13 protein-coding genes are annotated in these 18,649 nt (G+C 36.5%); 7 read left to right on the forward strand and 6 right to left on the reverse strand.

Annotation, left to right across the window (positions count from 1 at the left end; translation table 11 throughout):
• Nucleotides 1-53: 53 nt before the first annotated feature.
• Nucleotides 54-6,794, reverse strand: coding sequence for a type I polyketide synthase (locus tag FJR05_RS15495; protein WP_168644922.1), 6,741 nt, complete (start codon nt 6,792-6,794; stop codon nt 54-56).
• Between the two features lie 1,038 nt (nt 6,795-7,832).
• Here FJR05_RS15495 and FJR05_RS15500 point away from each other — a divergent pair.
• From FJR05_RS15500 to FJR05_RS15515, 4 genes are all read left to right on the forward strand, one after another.
• Nucleotides 7,833-8,162 (forward strand): hypothetical protein, encoded by a 330-nt coding sequence (locus FJR05_RS15500; RefSeq protein ID WP_027402676.1) that lies wholly within the window; start codon nt 7,833-7,835, stop codon nt 8,160-8,162.
• Nucleotides 8,163-8,409: 247 nt separating this feature from the next.
• Nucleotides 8,410-9,612, forward strand: coding sequence for an ABC exporter membrane fusion protein (locus FJR05_RS15505; RefSeq protein ID WP_168644923.1), 1,203 nt, complete (start codon nt 8,410-8,412; stop codon nt 9,610-9,612).
• Between the two features lie 95 nt (nt 9,613-9,707).
• Nucleotides 9,708-10,883, forward strand: coding sequence for an ABC transporter permease DevC (gene devC / locus FJR05_RS15510; RefSeq protein WP_168644924.1), 1,176 nt, complete (start codon nt 9,708-9,710; stop codon nt 10,881-10,883).
• A gap of 6 nt (nt 10,884-10,889) precedes the next feature.
• The gene (locus tag FJR05_RS15515; RefSeq protein ID WP_168644925.1) at nt 10,890-11,588 is read left to right on the forward strand and encodes a DevA family ABC transporter ATP-binding protein; all 699 of its coding nucleotides are present in this window, start codon (nt 10,890-10,892) and stop codon (nt 11,586-11,588) included.
• A 21-nt stretch (nt 11,589-11,609) separates the two neighbouring features.
• Here FJR05_RS15515 and FJR05_RS15520 read toward each other — a convergent pair whose 3' ends face one another.
• Nucleotides 11,610-12,566 (reverse strand): SDR family NAD(P)-dependent oxidoreductase, encoded by a 957-nt coding sequence (locus FJR05_RS15520; protein WP_168644940.1) that lies wholly within the window; start codon nt 12,564-12,566, stop codon nt 11,610-11,612.
• 73 nt (nt 12,567-12,639) lie between these two features.
• Between FJR05_RS15520 and FJR05_RS15525 the strand changes: the two genes are divergently transcribed.
• The 3 genes from FJR05_RS15525 (at nt 12,640) to FJR05_RS15535 (ending at nt 15,932) form a co-directional block, all read left to right on the forward strand.
• The gene (locus FJR05_RS15525) at nt 12,640-13,455 is read left to right on the forward strand and encodes a DUF4253 domain-containing protein (RefSeq protein WP_168644926.1); all 816 of its coding nucleotides are present in this window, start codon (nt 12,640-12,642) and stop codon (nt 13,453-13,455) included.
• Between the two features lie 316 nt (nt 13,456-13,771).
• Entirely contained in the window at nt 13,772-15,757 is a 1,986-nt protein-coding gene (locus FJR05_RS15530; RefSeq protein WP_168644927.1) for an AarF/ABC1/UbiB kinase family protein, read from the forward strand.
• 10 nt (nt 15,758-15,767) lie between these two features.
• Entirely contained in the window at nt 15,768-15,932 is a 165-nt protein-coding gene (locus FJR05_RS15535) for a hypothetical protein (protein WP_168644928.1), read from the forward strand.
• A 9-nt stretch (nt 15,933-15,941) separates the two neighbouring features.
• On the opposite strand, the gene FJR05_RS15540 is transcribed toward FJR05_RS15535, so the two are convergent.
• The 4 genes from FJR05_RS15540 to FJR05_RS15555 form a co-directional block, all read right to left on the reverse strand.
• Entirely contained in the window at nt 15,942-16,229 is a 288-nt protein-coding gene (locus FJR05_RS15540) for a hypothetical protein (protein ID WP_168644929.1), read from the reverse strand.
• Between the two features lie 39 nt (nt 16,230-16,268).
• Entirely contained in the window at nt 16,269-16,682 is a 414-nt protein-coding gene (aroH, locus tag FJR05_RS15545; protein WP_168644941.1) for a chorismate mutase, read from the reverse strand.
• A 179-nt stretch (nt 16,683-16,861) separates the two neighbouring features.
• A complete protein-coding gene (gene sppA, locus FJR05_RS15550) occupies nt 16,862-17,683 on the reverse strand; it encodes a signal peptide peptidase SppA (RefSeq protein WP_168644930.1) in 822 nt (273 codons plus the stop codon).
• Nucleotides 17,684-18,199: 516 nt separating this feature from the next.
• The gene (locus tag FJR05_RS15555) at nt 18,200-18,496 is read right to left on the reverse strand and encodes a hypothetical protein (protein ID WP_096669501.1); all 297 of its coding nucleotides are present in this window, start codon (nt 18,494-18,496) and stop codon (nt 18,200-18,202) included.
• Nucleotides 18,497-18,649: the final 153 nt, after the last annotated feature.

Below are 18,649 nucleotides of genomic sequence, written 5' to 3' on the forward strand. Positions count from 1 at the left end.
TTTTATACTTCAGCAATGCCTTAAATTCTCTCTGCGCCTCTGCGTGAAAAAATCTAATCTTTGGCTATTTGTCGAGGTAGAATTGTTCCTTTAGCACCAATCATGCGATTATAAATTTGTCCTTGACGATTATAGGTAATCACATCTGTAACTACTGATGATTCTGTTTTTGATTGAACTTCACAAGTAACATAAAATGTTTCACCAAAAGGGACTTTTATAAACTGTTCAAAATGCTTTATTTCTGATGGTAAACATCCAACTTGATGAAAGTGTTGTGTCCAAATCCAGAGAGAATGAATCTGGACATCTGCTATGTAAGGATTGAATGTTTGCACCGGAAATTGTCCCTGCTGCTGTGTTGTTGGTTCTGGTAAATAGCATTCAATAGTTATTTGACTAGGACTAGTATTTAAAACTGATTTTACGCCTTGAAATGTGAGTCCATGAAATAGGCTAGAAGCAGTTACCTGATATAATTTCTGATTGGTTTTGAGAAAGTTTTCATCCTGATTAAAGTTCAGGGGTACATAATTTGGAGGTGTGGGAATTTCTCTTTTGAGAATTAGATTTGTGCTGAAATGATAGCGGATTTTTCCGTCTGGTGTCTTACTGCTAATTTTAGCAGCAAATTCTATTTCCTGATTTTCATGTTTCGCAAGTTCTTGAAGTTCTAAAATATATTCACTTGTGAAGTTTTCATCAAAAACTATGCCTTTTAAAACTTTGAAATTGGGAGAACTGAAGGCTGTAAATCCAGGATAGAGTTGTTCACAAGCATTAGTCATCCATAATAACCCACAGGTGGCAGGAAGTACGGGACGACCAGCGATAACATGATCCTGTAAAAATGGATTTTCTGTTAATGTTAATTGGCGTTTAATGCGATAGTTTTTTAACTCATTTGATAAAGTTGCAGGAACATAAGTTAAAGGACTACCAATCACTAATTGAACCGTATTTTGATTAGCAGTTGTTAGTTCATCAACTAATATTTGTGTTCCCGTTTCTATGGGAATAACTTCGATTCCTCTGGTTGCAAAAGCTTTCTTTAATTCTGATGACACCATGCCACTTTCCCAAGGTCCCCAGTTAATAGCCATAACATGACAGTTGGGGTAATTATGCTTAATTAGATGGGCTGATTTGTTGAGGATTTCATTAGCTATGGCATAATCTGATTGTCCCGCATTTCCGTAAAATCCAACTACGGAAGAAAACAAAACTAAATATTGAAGTTGACTTGCTGGTACACACCGCAGGAGATTTTCTAAACCTTTAACTTTAGCTGCATAAACATTTTCAAAATCTTGAATTGATTTTTTTTCAATGCGCTTATCAGCTAAGTTTCCTGCACCATGAATTATACCTGTTATCGCTCCAAAACGTTCAATTACATCTGCAATTTTTGATTCTAGTAATACTGTATCAGTAATATCTACACTCAGATATTCTGCTTCTCCTCCAGCTTCTACAATAGCTTTAAGAGTATTTTGAATTTCTCGCTGTGAGGAAATTACTTGATACTTTTTCTGTACCATGATTGGTGTTGGTTTTTCTCCTTGGGCTTGAAAATTTTCTAAAATTCGCTGTTTTAATTCTGCTTCATTTTGACAATTTTCTGCCCAAACTGGTTCAACTTCTGTGCTGGAACGCCCTAAAAGAATAAATTTGCATTGATATTGTTGGGCGATTTTTATGACACATTGGGCTGTGATTCCTTTTGCACCACCGCTAACTAAAAATACTTGATCTTTAGTAATTTTTCTGGGAGTATTGGTAGTTGGTAATGGGCTAAAATCTGCAATTAAACTAACTCTACCTTTGTTGCTATATCCTACTTCTTGAATTAACAAGTTTGCATCATGAATTTCTGCGAGGATATGTTTTACAGATGTTTCTGGATCTAAGTCTGGATTTAAGTCAAGGGAACGACAAAATACATTTTCCCATTCTTGATTAATACTCTTAGTAAGTCCGAAGAACCCTCCGGAAATTGCACTAAAACTATGGCTTTCTCCTAATCCAAATTTACCATCTAAACGCGCAACGCTAATAAAACAACTACGTCCAAATTTTGCGGCTGTGTTGAGTGGTTCTTTCAAGTATTTAGCGATTAAGAAGACATGACGCAGAATAGATTTATCTATGTCTGATGATGTTGCTGGGTGAAGGTGAATAAATGCAGCTACAGTCCCATAATTATCAGAAATTTGTTGTAACTGTTGTTGTAAGTTTTCTTCATTCCAATCAGTTAAAACTACTCTATTGATACCTGCATCAACATTTGATTCGACACCAGGGAAATTTAAAACTACAGTTTTCCAACCTTTCGCTATCAAACTGTCTGCTAATTTTTCTGTAGTGGGAGAACCATCATCAGTTATTAATGCGATGTGATTTTCAGGAAGAGAAAATTCTAAACTATCTGGTGTGGGAAGTTGGTGTAATTTAGCAATACTGCGGCGAATATTGGGTACAGATGTAATTTTGATATCTTCTACTATTTCCTCAGTCAATAAATTAGGAATTTCCTGGGCTTGTTGCTGCATATAAGTGGCAATTTCGCCTAAAGTTCTCAGTTCTCCAATTTCTTCGGGGTTGGGTTTAGGTAAGTCAGGATATAGTTCTAATAAACCTCCTAAAATTTCTACTCGTTTGATAGAATCAATTCCTAAATCTGCTTCCATATCCATTGACAGTTCTAGCATTTTGACAGGATAACCTGTTTTTTCGCTGACGACTGTTAGCAAAATATCGCTTAAATCTTGGGTAATTTCTACTTCTTTTTGCTGTTTTTCAATTACGGGTGTGGCTGTAATTAATTCTGGTTGGGAAACTTCTACTAATACCTCTTTGCTAATAATTGCTGTTGATATTTCCACGTGTTGATTTAAGATATCTGGAACTAAGGTTTGCATATATTCAGCAATTTGTTCCAAGGTTCTTAATTGTCCTAATTCTTCGGGGTTTGGTTTAGGTAAATTGGGGTATATTTCTAATAAACCTCCTAAAATTTCTACCCGTTTGATAGAATCAATTCCCAAATCTGCTTCCATATCCATTGACAGTTCTAACATTTCTACTGGGTAGCCTGTTTTATCACTGACAACGTTTAGTAGAGTTTGACTAAGGGTAGCTTTATCTATATTTGGGATGGTTTTTTCGTCACGCAGAGGCGCAGAGGCGCAGAGAGGAAGAGGTTGAGATAAGTCTGTTTTTTTATCATTTTCTAAGTCTTGTTGAATTGGGGGAGAAAAAGTAGGTTGGGGATGATTTATAAAGTTGATGACTTTATTTTCTGAGGTCAATAAATGCAAATGTTTTTGCAGAATTTGAAAGTGATTTTCGGTATATTCATGTTGATATTTGAGATATTGTTCATGAATGCGGAGGGTATCACTTTGATGATCATGAAACCGCATCATGTTCTGTTCAGAATTGGCAATTGCTAGTTGTTGAGTTGGGGATTGATGTTCTGTAGGTTGACTATTTCCCAATAATAAATACTGTTGCTGCATTAATTGAGAAAAGGCTTTTGTGTATTCTGTTTGATTGTGTAAAGATTGTTCATGAACGTGGATAATATCTCTTTGTTGCTGACTAAATTCTGTGATAATCTTTTCTAAGCTGTGAATAACTTTTTCGTGATTATCAGGTTGAATTTCGACTTGTTCTAATTGATCATCGAGTGAAGTTGGGTGGTCGTTTTTATCCTGTGGTTGATGATTCTCATTAAATGAAGTTGGGTGATTTTTGTTAATTGCTGGTTGGGGAGATACTACTCCTACATGATGACCATTTTCTAAGGCTTTTGCGAATGCTTTTTGAGTTCTTTCGGTAATATTTGTACTATTTAAGCGTACATTTAAAACTTTTTTAGTGGGAACTTCGGGAATTTTAGTTGCGACTTGATAGGGATCTAAATTTTGCAAATATAATCCAGCTACCTGCAATTGAACTATAGCTTGTCGAAGAGTTTTGTCACTATTTTTGGTATGACTTGGATTTACGGCTATAGCTAGGTGTGGCTTATCACTTAAAATTTCTTTCACCAAATTTGTAAGGACATTTTTGGGACCAAATTCTACAAAATAATAACCGCCAGCAGCATAGATATTTTCAATTTCCTGCTGAAATAATACCTGATTTAACAGTTGTTCTTTGAGAATTTTTTGAATGGCGTGGGGTTCTTGAGGATAACGGCTACCTGTAACATTGGTATAAACAGGAATTTGGGCTTCGTTGAAATTTACTTTTTCAACTGCTTGGGCAAAAGGTTTTTGAGCATGAGATACTAATGGTGTATGAAATGCTGCGGAAACTCCTAATAAAAAAGTGGTAAAACCTTGATTTTTGAGAATATCTTGAACTTGAATAATTTCCTGTTTCTTGCCAGCTAATACTATTTGGTGCTGAGAATTTTTATTAGCAATTGCTACCTGGGGAAACTTTTTAATTACTTCCGTTATTTGATGAATATCTCCTTTAACAGCTAACATTCCTCCGGGATCAAAATTGGGATTTGCAGGTGCAGCCATAGCTTGTCCTCTAGCTTTTGCTAAGAACAAATAATCCTCTTCATTTAACACTCCTGCAACCCACAAGGCTGTTAGTTCACCAAAGCTATGACCGGCTACAAAATCGGGTTTAAATCCAGCTTGTTGCAAGATTTTATATAAGCCTGCACTAAATACACCAATTGCCGGTTGTGCATATTCAGTTTTTTGCAATGTTGCTAATTGAATTTGCTTTTTTGTTTCATCAAACACTGGCTGAGGAAATACTACGCTTGATAGGGGCTGTAATCCGTCTTCACACAATAGGCTATCCATGTGCGTGTAGGTTTGGCGCAAGCAGGGAAAATTCATGACTAATTCCCGCCCCATTTCTAAGTATTGTGAACCTTGTCCAGAAAACAAAGCCACTACTTTACCTGTTGCGTCTATCCCCTTTTGGCGGTAGTAAACCCCTTGCGGATGTTCCCAGGATTCGGCTTCGGGCTTGTTTTTCAGCCCTTCGATGACAATTTCCAGCAATTCCCCAGCTTGGGCTAAATCATCGGTGACAAAGCCCACTCTGGCATAATTAACGGGAATTTTAGCGGTTTGAGCATCAGTAATTAATTGTTGATAGTGTTTTTCTTTACTCTCATTCTGTAATTGTTGTTGGATTTGTTGACAACGAGATAACAACTCTGAAGGCGTGGGGGCAAATAGTAGTAAGGATTTTGGAGTATGGTGTAAACGGTAAGGGTGATGATGTTCATGTTCGTATTCTTCTAGCACAACGTGATAATTTGTACCACCAAATCCAAAGGCACTGACTCCTGCCCTTCTGGGTTGGGTAGGATGACTTACCCAAGGTCTAGTTTCCGTATTTAAATAAAATGGTGAGTTCTCAATATTCAGTTTTGGATGGGGGGTACTGATATTAATTGTCGGTGGTAGGACTTTGTGATGCAGTGCTAAAGCCGTTTTGATGAGACTAGCAGCACCAGCAGCCGCTTTAGTATGTCCAATTTGAGATTTAACAGTTCCTAAAGCGATATGCTGTTTTTTTGGGTTATTTTCGCCAAAAACGGTGGTAATAGATGTAAATTCTGTAGGATCTCCTACCATCGTTCCCGTACCATGTGCTTCAATTAAACCTATACTAGCAGGAGAAATTCCTGCATCTATATATGCTCGATTTAAAGCATTTATTTGACCTTCCGCACGAGGTGCATAGATACTTTTATACTTACCATCGCTGGAACTGCCAACGCCCTTGATGACTGCATAGATGCGATCGCCATCTCGTTGGGCATCTTCTAGGCGTTTAAGTACCAACATTCCCACGCCTTCACCTAATAGCATTCCATCTGCATCAGCATCAAAGGGTCTCACCTTTTCTCCTGGAGAAACAGCAGGAGTTTTACTGAAGCACATATAGGCGAAAATTGAGTTATCAGTATCTACACCACCTGTTATCATCATGTCGGCGCGATGTTCTACTAATTCGCTAATAGCCATCCTTAATGCACCCAAGGAACTCGCACAAGCTGCATCAACTACGCAGTTCATTCCCCCCAAATCCAGACGGTTAGCGATACGTCCAGAAATCACATTTGCTAACATTCCGGGGAAGGCATTTTCTTCCCATTGCACATATCCACTTTTGAGTTTTTCAATAATTTTTTGGCTATCTTCGTCTGATAACCCACTATTTTTGAGAACTTTTTTCCAAAGTGGATCTTGCAATCTTGCACCTAAAGGAACAGCCAATTGTCTACCAATTGCTACTCCTAATACTACTCCTGTTCGTTCATGATTAAATTGTCGAGATGCACCATAACCAGCATCTTCTAATGCCTCTTTTGCTACTACCAAACCGAGTAATTGAGAAATATCTGTCACCTCCAAAATATTGGGAGGTAAGCCAAATTCCATAGGATTAAAATCAATATCTGGTAGAAAACCACCTCGCTTACAATAGGTTTTATCTGGTGCTTTTGGATCAGGATCATAATAATCATCTATATTCCAACGAGATGCAGGAACATCAGTAATACAATCCACTTTCTGAATAATATTTTCCCAGTATTCTTGTAAACTCTTCGCCTGGGGAAAAATAGAAGCCATACCAACAATTGCTACATCAGTTGTTCGCAATTTAGCATTAATTTCATTTTTCATATTTGTAGTATCAGGCATATTTTTTTTCACCGTTATCATCTTGAGTACAGACTTTTCACAGTTACTAATTTCATCTTTTAACTGTGTGAAAGCAGCTTCAAATTGGGAGGTAGCCATGATCATATTTTGCTCTTTTGAGCAGGCAATATGGAGTTAAAAGTCCAAGAGTAAGTGACCGCAAATAAACACGGATAAATGCGTAGATTTTATGATTCTGTACAGCCTTGGATGAAGTTGGTATAGGTAAATATTGATTTTTCATCCTTAACAGTATTGAAATCTTTTTTTGCATTAATTATTGATAAATGCTGTGGCGGTTTAATAGGGAATACTCTGATTAATCCTGTAGTCTGTAAATTAATTTTTCGCCTAAATTAATCTTAGTTTGGTGACAACTCTATTGCAACTCATAAGCAATTCATGTGCAACTTCATAAAAGTCTTGCAAATGTAAAATTGATAGAGTTGTCTGTAAAATATGTTTGCTTATCCAATACATAAATTATTATCTAAGTTTTAGCCATTTTGACCAAAGTTGCATATAGATTGCATACCCTCGGTTTTATATTAAAAATTTTATTTTGCAGTCAACAAGAATTATACATCCTCTTAATGGCAATAAATAAGCATTCAGCCGTCAGCTATCAGCAAGAATTGAATTGATCAGCATTCTGAATATTAATTAATGACGGTTTTAGCTGACCACTGATAGCTGAATGCTTATAATTATTGTTCATTAGTTTCTAATGCTAAATAATGAATCTTTGCATCTATCCCCAGAAATATTTTTTCATCTTTGTAAAATTAATCACTATCAAATATATCTAAGGAATTAAAAAAATATTTTTTCATCAACTTAAGTCCAAAGTTTGAGATAATAAAAAATTAGTAATTCTTAATCTATTTAAGGAGTTGATGATTTGATGCTTGCAATTTTTACAAATCCAAGATATTGCGATAAATAAGGTTTTATGAAACAATTAGTTGCATATAGGTTGAAATTCCCCAAAAATAAGTTTAATCTAAATTATTAAATCAGGGAAATTTAGACTGTGAATTTAAAGCGGTCTTTGAGCGTGAAATTAGTCAATTAAAGTTTATTGCATTATTTGGCTTCTGCAATATTGGAATTACAAAACTACAAGGAATTGCTGGCATGAGACTATCTGAATTAGATCCACTCATCCCGCTGAATGAGTTACGAGAAGACCTCCTCAAATTACCAAAAGGTTACTCATTTCATGAAGATGAATTAGTAGATTTTCTATCACGGAGAAGATGGCCCGAAAGCAATCGTCGAATTGATAGAACAACATTCTGGCGGTGGCGTAATGACAATGCTATTGAGCATCAAAAAATATTCAGTCGCTTGGATCTTCTCAAACTTTGTCAAATTTGTGATCATTATCGAGTAGACGGAACGCGGAGTGAATACTTGGCAATTATGCGGAAGAAAAAAGAGAAAGAGGTCGTGTTAAATAAATAAATTTTTGATATTGGTAATTGGTAATGGTCAATAACTAATTACCCATTACCTATCAAAATTTTAGCATTGAAATATTTTGTGTAATAGGTAATTAATCAACTGAGTAAATAGTTTTTGATCAAGAGTATTTTTTGGATATTGGATCAGATATAAGGTTGTCAAGAGATGTTATCAAGTGTAGTGACTTTTCTGTTTCTTATTGAGAATCAGAAATAATGTCATATTTCCTAATTTAAAAGACAAAATTATGGTACACAAGGAAAAGCACTCATTAATAAAACCTGTGAGTTTGTGGCCGATAATGTTAGCAAGTTCTGGAGTTATAGCTACCAGTGTAATATCTATCTATAGCCTTTCATATTTTCAGCAAACTTCTAAATCAACTTCTACAATATCTCCTAATGTCCCTATTTCTGCACCTACAATTACTGCTGTTGCTGCTTTAGGACGTTTAGAACCCCAAGGAGAAGTAATTCGTCTCTCTGCACCCAATTCTCAAACAGGGATAAGAGTTAATCAACTTTTGGTGAAAAAAGGAGACAAAATTCTTCAAGGACAAGTAGTAGCAATTCTTGATAGTTATATTCCTAATCTTGCAGCTTTAGAAAAAGCAAAACGACAAGTGGAAGTCAGTCAAGCAAATCTTCAGCAAGTAGAAGCAGGGGCGAAAGGAGGTGATATTTCGGCGCAAAAAGCCACAATTTCCCGTTTAGAAGCTGAATTACGGGGATCAATTTCTACCCAAAAATCTACAATTGCTCGTTTAGAAGCTGAACTAAAAAATTCAGAAACCGAAAATAAACGATATCAGAAATTATATCAAGATGGTGCTATTTCTGCTTCTGATGCCGATACTAGAAGATTACGCAGGGATACTGTACAGGAACAACTTAATGAAGCTAATGCTAATCTCAAAAGGACTGTAGAAACTTTACAAAAACAGTTAAGTGAGTCTGAAGCTAGACTGAATAGTATTGCAGAAATTCGTCCTACAGATGTACAATTAGCTCAAGCAAATGTAAAAAGTGCGATCGCATCTGTTCAACAAGCTCAAGCAGAGCTAGATTTAAGTTCTATTCGTTCACCTATTAATGGTCAAGTCCTCAAAATTAATACTTGGCCAGGAGAAATAATTGCCAATAAAGGAATATTAGAATTGGGACAAACTCAACAAATGTATGTGGTTGCAGAAGTTTATGAAACTGATATTAAAAGAGTTCGTCTCGGTCAATCAGTAACTATTACTGGTGAGGCTTTTACAGGAAAATTAAAAGGGACTGTTACAGATATTGGTTTACAAGTTGGTAGACAAAATATCTTTAATACTAATCCTGGTGCAGATACAGATAATAAAATAGTTGATGTAAAAATCCGCATTGATAAATTAGCAGATAATCAACGAGTTTCTAGTTTAACTAATTTACAAGTTCAGGTACTTATTCAGATATAAGTCTAAACTATGATTTTTCTGATTAATTTGATTGGGATGATTAATAAGGTGTATTTAAAAAATCGAATAGTTATATAGGGAATAGGAGGTAAAACATGATTTTAAATATACCTTTAGCTTGGCTGCAATTGGTCAAGCAAAAAGTACGCTTTCTTGTGGCATTAGCAGGTATTGCTTTTATTTCTGTTTTGATGTTTATGCAAATTGGGTTTCAAGATGCTCTTTATGCTAGTGCAACTCAAGTGCATAAACATCTTCGAGGTGATTTGTTTTTAATTAGCTCTCAATATAGATCTTTGACTTCTACTCAAAGTTTTCCTCGCAGTCGTTTATATCAGATATTAGGTTTTAATGGGATTGCATCAGTTGAACCTTTATATGTCCAATTTGCTAAACTTAAAAATCCTCTCAATGGTCGCAAATATCCTATTTATGTCCTGGGATTTGATCCGGTTAAATCCATCTTTAGATTACCGGAAATAGATCAAGATTTTCAATTACTCAAAATTCCTGATCAAGTATTTTTTGACCGAGCCGCACGTCCAGAATTTGGACCAATTGCTGAATATTTTCAGAAAAATAAACCTATGAGTATGGAAATATTTAGTTATTTAGGAACTGTTGGTTACAAGGTAAAAGTGAGTGGGTTATTTACTCTTGGACCTTCTTTTGGTGTGGATGGTAATTTAATAGTCAGTTCTTCTACTTTTTTTAGAATTTTTCCAGAACACAGACCAAATCAAGTAGATATAGGTTCAATTCATCTGCAACCTGATGTTAGTCCTCAAAGGATTTTAGCAAATTTATCTGCTAGTTTGCCAAATGATGTCACGGTAATGACACGGAAAGAATTTATTGATTTTGAAAAAAGCTATTGGACATTAAGAACACCAATTGGATTTGTGTTTAATTTGATGGTAACGATGGGTTTTGTTGTTGGTGTAATTGTTGTTTATCAAATTCTTTATAGTAATATATCAACCCATTTTGTCCAATTTGCTACACTCAAGGCAATGGGATTTAGAAATAAATATCTTTTGAATGTTGTCTTTCAGCAAGCTGTAATTTTAGCTGTCTTGGGCTATATTCCCGGTTTTGCTATTTCTCTAGGACTATATGATATTGCCAAAGATGCAACTAAATTACCAATTGTTATGGATATAAATAAGGGTCTATTAGTATTTATTTCTGTAATTGTTATGTGCTTAACTTCGGGTTTCTTTTCTACTAATAAATTACGTAAGGTAGATCCAGCCGAAATTTTTAATTAACTACCTATGCAATATTTACCTGCTGCTAATATTTTGGAAATCACCAAGCTTAATCATTACTTTGGTCATGGTAAGTTACGGATTCAAACTTTGTTTGATATTAATTTGACGATCAAATCTGGAGAAATTGTGATTATGACTGGACCGTCTGGTTCAGGAAAAACTACTTTATTAACATTAATTGGTGGTTTGCGTTCTGTCCAAGAGGGAAGTTTAAAATTTAATGAACAGGAATTATTAAATGCTAGTAATGAAGAATTAGTCCAAATCCGTAGGCAAATTGGTTATATTTTTCAAGCTCATAATTTACTAGATTTCTTAACTGCTATGCAAAATGTACAAATGTCTTTAGAATTGCAATCTAATATTTCGCAATGGGAATCTTATATTCAGTCCGAAGCCATGCTTAATGCTGTGAAATTAGGAGATAGAGTTAATTATTATCCCTCTGATCTTTCTGGGGGACAGAAGCAACGAGTGGCGATCGCTCGCGCTTTAGTGAGTCATCCTAAGTTAGTATTGGCTGATGAACCTACGGCTGCTTTAGATAGTAAATCAGGACGAGATGTGGTGAATTTAATGCAGCAATTAGCAAAAGAACAAGATTGCTCAATTTTAATTGTTACCCATGATAACCGCATTTTAGATATTGCTGATAGAATTATCAACATGGAGGACGGTTATTTAATTCAACATGAAGTTTAGGGTTATCTCTCAGAGTTTTATTTAACCAAATTTACTAAAAAATAAAATCACTAACCAAGGTATTGTCAAATCAGGAATTAACCCAGCATAATTTCTCAGAAAAGGTATTGCCGTTGAGAAAATGAACCTCAAAGAACGTAAAGATACAGGACGATTACCATTTTCATCTACCAATCCATATCTCTTGGCAACTTCAGCGACAATTTGGATTTTACCTGTATATTTGATAATATTAGGATCAGATGCTAAACTAGCGATCGCTCTCCCAGTGAATAACGGTGTTTCCCAATTATAACCATCACCAAATGATGAAGATGTCCCATGTTCTGAACTCTGTTCTTGAGCAAAACTGGTAATCTGTTCTGTACCAACAATCCCCGGATAAATAGCCAAAGAAGTCACATGATATTTTTTTAATTCTTTTGCCATATCTGCGGCTAATCTATCACAAGCACTTTTCCCCACACCATAAGGAACACTAAAAATATAAGACATTCCGCCCCAAGAAGAAATAGTAAAAATAATTCCCTCCTTCCGCTTTGTCATCATCCTTGCAGCATAAATACTAGCCACATAATGACTTCGTAAACCTACATTATTAGCCGCATCCCAAAAACTCGGTTCTAACTCCCAAAAAGTTTTACCAAAACCTTCTCTGATAGCTTGTACTCCCGCATAAACATTATTAACTAAAATATCCAACTTACCATTTTGTTCTCTTTCAATCTGGGCAAAAAGTTGGCGAATTTGCTCATCATCACTATGATCAACTTGCACAGAAATACAAACCCCACCAGCTTCTATAACGGCGGTTTCAGTTTCTTGTAAACTCCCACCCAGACTGTCATTATTAGGTTCTAGAGTGCGTCCTGTAATATAAACTGTAGCACCAGCTTCACCTAATCCAATGGCAATTCCTTTCCCAATGCCTCTAGTAGCACCTGTGACTAATGCTATTTTTCCTTGCAGATGTTTAATCATTTTTTTATGAGTAAATTTGTATTTTTAGAATATAATTATTATATTAATATTCTGAATTTTGTCAATCATCATGAATCTACCAATCAACGACATCAAACAAATCATCAAGAATACGATTATTGCAGAAACGCAAATCATCGAAATCAAAATCCCAACAAGCGAAAAAACAGCTTTAGCAATGGAGATTAATCTTGATAATAAGCTAGAAGCATGGGAAATAATGAGAAATCTTTTTCCGCAAACTCAACTTTATCCTGTGATAGTTGCCTGTTGGTTAGGAAAAACCGATAATTGGAACAATGACATTATTGATGCTGATTTATGTTGTCGGTTTGGATATCAACAAGAACCAGTAGAAAATCAAAATCAAAATAATAGTATTCCAGAATTAATTACCAAAATTGATAAAATCAACATTCAGGATTTTTTACATCAAAAGACAGAAATAACTTCAGAAGAGTTTAACAAAAAACTGGCATTTTTAGAAGCACAAAATCACCAACAGAATTTAATTGATTTGAGGTATTTACAATGGTATGAACCTATTAATCAACCTTTAGCACTACTATTATTACCTGTTGAAAATAGTTGGGAAATACTAGCTTATTTGCATTGGTATGGTGCAGAATCTTTAGGTAGTGATAAAGTCATGGCTATGTTAAAATATTGGCATGAGAAATATCACATAGAATTGGTTTGTCACTACGGAACTATGTTACAATTGACAGTAAAGAATAAACCAAAAACTTGTCAAGAAGCCTTACAATTAGCAATCGAACAAGAAATCATTGCTCCTTGTACGACTATGTTACCTGGTGTTTCTCTTGAAGATCATGCTTGTGCATTATTAAAGAGTGATACTTGGTTTCTGCATGAACGCCCTTAAATTTATTTAAACATATTTATTTTTATTGAAATATAAATAAGATGTGTTTATTAATCAATACTTCGCAACGCTAACGCTTTTTACAATTTAGCAAAGGTATTGTTGTTGAAGAAAAATTTACCGAATCGTAGATGTGATGGGGTTCTTAAACCTGGTTATTCATACACCACTCGCACAAAATTCATTCTAACTCCTTCTTTCTTCTTTCTTCTTTCTTCCTCCTGACTCCTGACTCCTATTAATTTTTAAACATATCCTGAAAAGACAAGATATTGTTACAATATTTAACAACGTTGATTTAACTGGTGGCTTCTTCATGATGGTTAAGACACTTCCCCCTAGTTCTCGAACAAGTCAGGAGGACAGTCGCGGAGGCGAATTGTCCGTGATTGAGGTAGTAGCAGAACAAAGTACACAGACGGTAGTAATCAAATCGGCGCAAGCTGCGGAACAACCCAGGTACAGGGTGAGGACAGAATCTGAACCGGAGTCGGTGCTATATGATCCTGTGGAAATAGCAGCACAGTATAGTGGACGATTCCTGCAAGTTATCCGGCGCATTCTGACGGTTTTAAAACCAATTCTTGCCTTTGTTTTTGGGTTATGGTGGGATAAGCAATGGGGAACTTTGGCTAAAAATGAACGCCGTCGCGCTGTTCAACTCAGAGAATTATTAACCAAGTTAGGTCCGGCTTACATTAAAATTGGTCAAGCTTTATCCACCAGACCAGATTTAGTTCCACCCATTTATTTAGAAGAATTAACTAGACTTCAAGACCAATTACCAGCTTTTCCTAATGAAATAGCTTACCAATTTATTAAGGAAGAATTGGGAGCAACACCAGCAGAAATTTATGCAGAAGTGTCGTCACAACCGATTGCGGCAGCTTCCTTGGGACAGGTATATAAAGGCAGATTGAAAACTGGGGAAGAAGTAGCGATTAAAGTCCAACGTCCAGATTTACGGGAACGAATTACGATAGATTTGTATATTTTACGGAAACTGGCTGCTTGGGTACAGCGGAATGTCAAGCGGGTACGTAGTGATTTAGTCGGAATTTTGGATGAGTTAGGCGATCGCATTTTTGAAGAAATGGACTATATTCATGAAGGCGAAAATGCAGAACGCTTTTTTGAATTATATGGTCACATGAAGGATATTTATGTACCAAAAATTTACTGGGAATACACCAACCGTCGCGTTTTAACGATGGAGTGGATTAACGGCATCAAATTAACTCAACCCGAAAAAATTGCCGCATTAGGAATCAATGCCCGGTATTTAATTGAAGTTGGAGTCCAGTGTTCTTTGCGTCAATTATTAGAACATGGATTTTTCCACGCTGACCCCCATCCAGGTAACTTATTAGCGACAATGGATGGTAAACTAGCTTATCTCGATTTTGGCATGATGAGCGAAGTGAAACCAGCCCAACGTTATGGTTTAATTGAGGCAATTGTCCACGTCGTTAATCGGGAATTTGATAGTTTAGCAAAAGACTATGTAAAATTAGAATTTCTCACTCCCGAAACAGACCTAACTCCCATTATTCCTGCTTTTGCCAAGGTATTTGCTAACGCTCAAGGTGCAAGTGTCGCGGATTTGAATATTAAAAGTATCACCGATGATTTATCAGCTTTAATGTATGAATATCCCTTCCGTGTTCCCCCTTATTATGCCTTAATTATTCGTTCCCTTGTAACTTTGGAAGGAATTGCAATTTATATAGATCCCGATTTCAAAGTTCTCAGTGAAGCCTATCCTTATGTTGCTAAAAGGCTGTTAACAGATCCCGCAAATGAGTTAAGAACATCATTACAAGAATTACTGTTTAAAGATGGTAAATTCCGCTGGAATCGTTTAGAAAACCTGTTAAAAAATGCCCGCAGTAACCAAGAATATGATCTTAATTTAGTCGTTAATCAAGGAGTAGAATTTCTCTCTTCTGAACGAGGTGCATTTATTCGTGATAGATTAGTTGATGAATTTTTCAACAGTGTAGATGCTGTCAGTAAAAATGCCTTACACAACTTCACTTATGTACTTCGAGAAAAGGTAGGAATTACCGCAGTTAATCAAATTCCTTCAGCTTCAGTTGAACAACAACAAACCTTGGAATATATTAAACGCATTGCCGGAATTTTGCGAGACACTAAAGGATTTGATGCTACAAAATTTGCTCCTCAATTAGCCCAAATTATTGTTAATCCAGGAGTCCAACTTTTAAGTCAACAAATTGCCACTCGTGTTACCCAGAAAGCCGTAACTCGCATCATTCGGGATTTATTAGCATCTGAATAATGTCCAAACTGTGAGTAGTCAGGAGTCAGGAGTCAGGAGTCAGGAGTCAGGAGTCAGGAGTCAGGAGAAAGAATTAAAACAAAGTAGGAATAGTCTCAAATCTGTTCCCTGTTCCCTGTTCCCTGTTCCCTGTTCCCTGTTCCCTGTTCCCTGCTCCCTTTGTCCCACTACTTAGTTTACACAATCAAATATTTGTTTCTAAACTCTGAGCGTAAATCACCTCAATATTGCTACCAAAATCCAATTTATCTAAGGATTCTGTGAAAAACACAAAACCCTTATACGCCGTCACATACTTATATATTTTCGTAAAATAACCTTCACTGGTGACAATGACAAGCGGCTCTTCACCTTTGGCAAGAATATCCAAAAAAGCATCTAATTTTACACATACACCAGTACCCTGATGAGTAAAAATACTCCCACCAATAGTAGCAGGTTGAGCAGCCGCATCACCACTGTAATAGCTCATTTAGCGCTAACTTTTACTTATGTTATTGACCAGCTAATTCTAAACTTTCGTCTCCACTACGTGCTGTGAAGTTTGTAACGTTTGGGGTAAACTCCAATCGGGACGCAATTTAGCAGCTTGACGTAAATAAACGTGGTGAATTGGCGTAGAAGTTGGTAAATTAGCGTGAATTAGAAAGCGAATACAGCGCGGTAAACTTCCTTCAACGTGCATTTGTTGGACATCTAACATAGCTACACTATCCCACAAAGGACGACTGCGGGCGATCGCTGCTGGAAAAATAGCATCCAAATCCTTGGTAACAGAAAAAGTCACACTAATCATATCGTCCGGTTGGAGTTTATTTCTCTGCTCCAATTCATCTAATAATTCTGTCACTGAATCCCGAATTGCTTCGACACTATTTTCTGCAACAGTTGTTGCACCCCGAATTGCTCGCATTTGCCATTCCACCACCAAAATCCTCCTTTTGTATTTGTTCGTTGTCAGTTGTTAGTTGTCAGTTGTCAGTTGTCAGTTGTTAGTTGTTTCCTATTCCCAATGCCCAATGCCCAATGCCCAATGCCCAATGCCCAATGCCCAATGCCCAATGCCCAATGCCCAATGCCCAATGCCCAATGCCCACTAACTTTCTATGGACGATATAACCACATGGGTAATCCACTTGTAGACATTTCAAATTCTAACCAATCAATTCCAGCACTAATACCTGATTTGGCTAGACGATTTCCCGGTAGAACACGACTCAACAATGGTTTCCGTTCTTCTAGCGTATAGCAAACAGTTTTCTCAGGATCAAGTCCTACTAATTCCGCTGTCCACCGTCTTGCATCCTCTTCTGTTCCTAAGCGGTCTACAACACCTAATTCTAAGGCTTGCTGTCCGGTAAAAATTCGGCCGTCAGCAAAACTTTTTACCTTCTCTACAGTCAATGAACGAGCTTCTGCCACCGTTTCCACAAATTGTTGATAGCTACAATCAATCAAGTCTTGCAGAATAGTTTGTTCCGGTTCTGTTAATTCCCGATCAAAAGCTAATATATCTTTGTACGGTCCTGACTTAATGACCTTAAAAGACACACCAATTTTCCCCAATAGCACCTCTAGATTATTCCCTCGCAGAATTACCCCAATACTGCCTGTAATCGTGCCGGGATTCGCCATGATATGTTCTGCTCCCATACCAATATAAACGCCTCCAGAAGCGGAAATATTCCCAAAACTAGCAACAATCTTGATTTTTTTGGCTAATCTCTTCAGGGCGCTGTAGATTTCTTGAGAATCACCCACTGTACCTCCAGGACTATCAATGCGGAGCAGTAAAGCGGGAAATTTACCTTCCTCTACGGTTTCCAATGCTTCTAGAACGTGCTTACGAGTTGCACTAGCGATCGCACCGCTAACTTCAATCCGTGCAATTTGTTTCCGAAAGTTGGGCTTAAATGGCCAAATCATGGGCAATCAAATAACTTTTTAATCTTTTGAATATCTTTAATATAGAACGCCTAGCGCGAACCTAACGGGTTCTAAACAAGTAAGCAAAGTTGATTATATAAAAAATTTGGATTTGTAGGGGTAGCGCCCCGTGCCTACCCCGGTATTTAGGGCAACCACAGGGGGTTTGCCCCTACTTTCGCCTTGTGATACTAGATCACCCAATCATTATTAAAAATCTTAAGGAAATTTTTAGATTTTATATGTAGTTTTATTTGGTATTTTTAAGGAGCAAGGGCAAAGTATTGAAAAATATTAACTCTCACCACAAATATACCCATCTCAACTCTATTGTGTTGTACCACTGCACTACACGAGAATTTGGGAAAATAACGAACTTAAAATATAGAAATCTCCAGCACAGAGCCAATAGCTTATAGTAAAAATAGAAATACTCAGCTATAGGTCGCAATGATTAAGATTAACTCTTGTGAGATTCTTTGAAGCACCAACATAGCTTAAATGCTTTGGTAACATTCAAGAATCAGTATGAAGAATTTGATAACGGTAATGAACATAGATATCAAACAGCGCCCCAACAAAGCCGCAAGTTAAACCAATAGTCAATAGACCGTTGAGGGAACTACCACTGCCGAAAGTGGCGAGAAAATGGAGAATTTGGATAGAGACATCCGAAATTATCCCTTGTAGACCAGGAACATAGCCAAAAAGTGATAAAACCAACAACAAACCACCAACCAGGAAGACAGGGACAAGAAAACTAAAAATGGTGGTTAGCACTAAAGATCGGAAAAAGTTACTAAATATAGTCATGATTAGACCAAGGTAGTGGGTAACTTGAGAGATTAAGCGAAAAATTATCTGCCAATTTCTACAATACTGGCGATCGCTCCCAAACATTCATTTCGTCAAGAATCTTAAGTTTTCATTAAATTGCACTGGTAATAGTTACCCCAAGTGCATTGG

It is taken from the genome of Dolichospermum sp. UHCC 0259 (genome assembly GCF_009711935.1).
Classification (GTDB): Bacteria; Cyanobacteriota; Cyanobacteriia; order Cyanobacteriales; family Nostocaceae; genus Dolichospermum.

What these genes read in the sequence shown, in the direction of transcription:
- FJR05_RS15540 (WP_168644929.1), bottom strand. Translation starts at nt 16,229, where the DNA reads ATGAGCTATTACAGTGGTGATGCGGCTGCTCAACCTGCTACTATTGGT.
- FJR05_RS15500 (WP_027402676.1), top strand. Translation starts at nt 7,833, where the DNA reads ATGAGACTATCTGAATTAGATCCACTCATCCCGCTGAATGAGTTACGA.
- FJR05_RS15525 (WP_168644926.1), top strand. Translation starts at nt 12,640, where the DNA reads ATGAATCTACCAATCAACGACATCAAACAAATCATCAAGAATACGATT.
- FJR05_RS15495 (WP_168644922.1), bottom strand. Translation starts at nt 6,794, where the DNA reads ATGGCTACCTCCCAATTTGAAGCTGCTTTCACACAGTTAAAAGATGAA.
- FJR05_RS15555 (WP_096669501.1), bottom strand. Translation starts at nt 18,496, where the DNA reads ATGACTATATTTAGTAACTTTTTCCGATCTTTAGTGCTAACCACCATT.
- FJR05_RS15515 (WP_168644925.1), top strand. Translation starts at nt 10,890, where the DNA reads ATGCAATATTTACCTGCTGCTAATATTTTGGAAATCACCAAGCTTAAT.
- FJR05_RS15530 (WP_168644927.1), top strand. Translation starts at nt 13,772, where the DNA reads ATGATGGTTAAGACACTTCCCCCTAGTTCTCGAACAAGTCAGGAGGAC.
- FJR05_RS15505 (WP_168644923.1), top strand. Translation starts at nt 8,410, where the DNA reads ATGGTACACAAGGAAAAGCACTCATTAATAAAACCTGTGAGTTTGTGG.
- sppA (WP_168644930.1), bottom strand. Translation starts at nt 17,683, where the DNA reads ATGATTTGGCCATTTAAGCCCAACTTTCGGAAACAAATTGCACGGATT.
- devC (WP_168644924.1), top strand. Translation starts at nt 9,708, where the DNA reads ATGATTTTAAATATACCTTTAGCTTGGCTGCAATTGGTCAAGCAAAAA.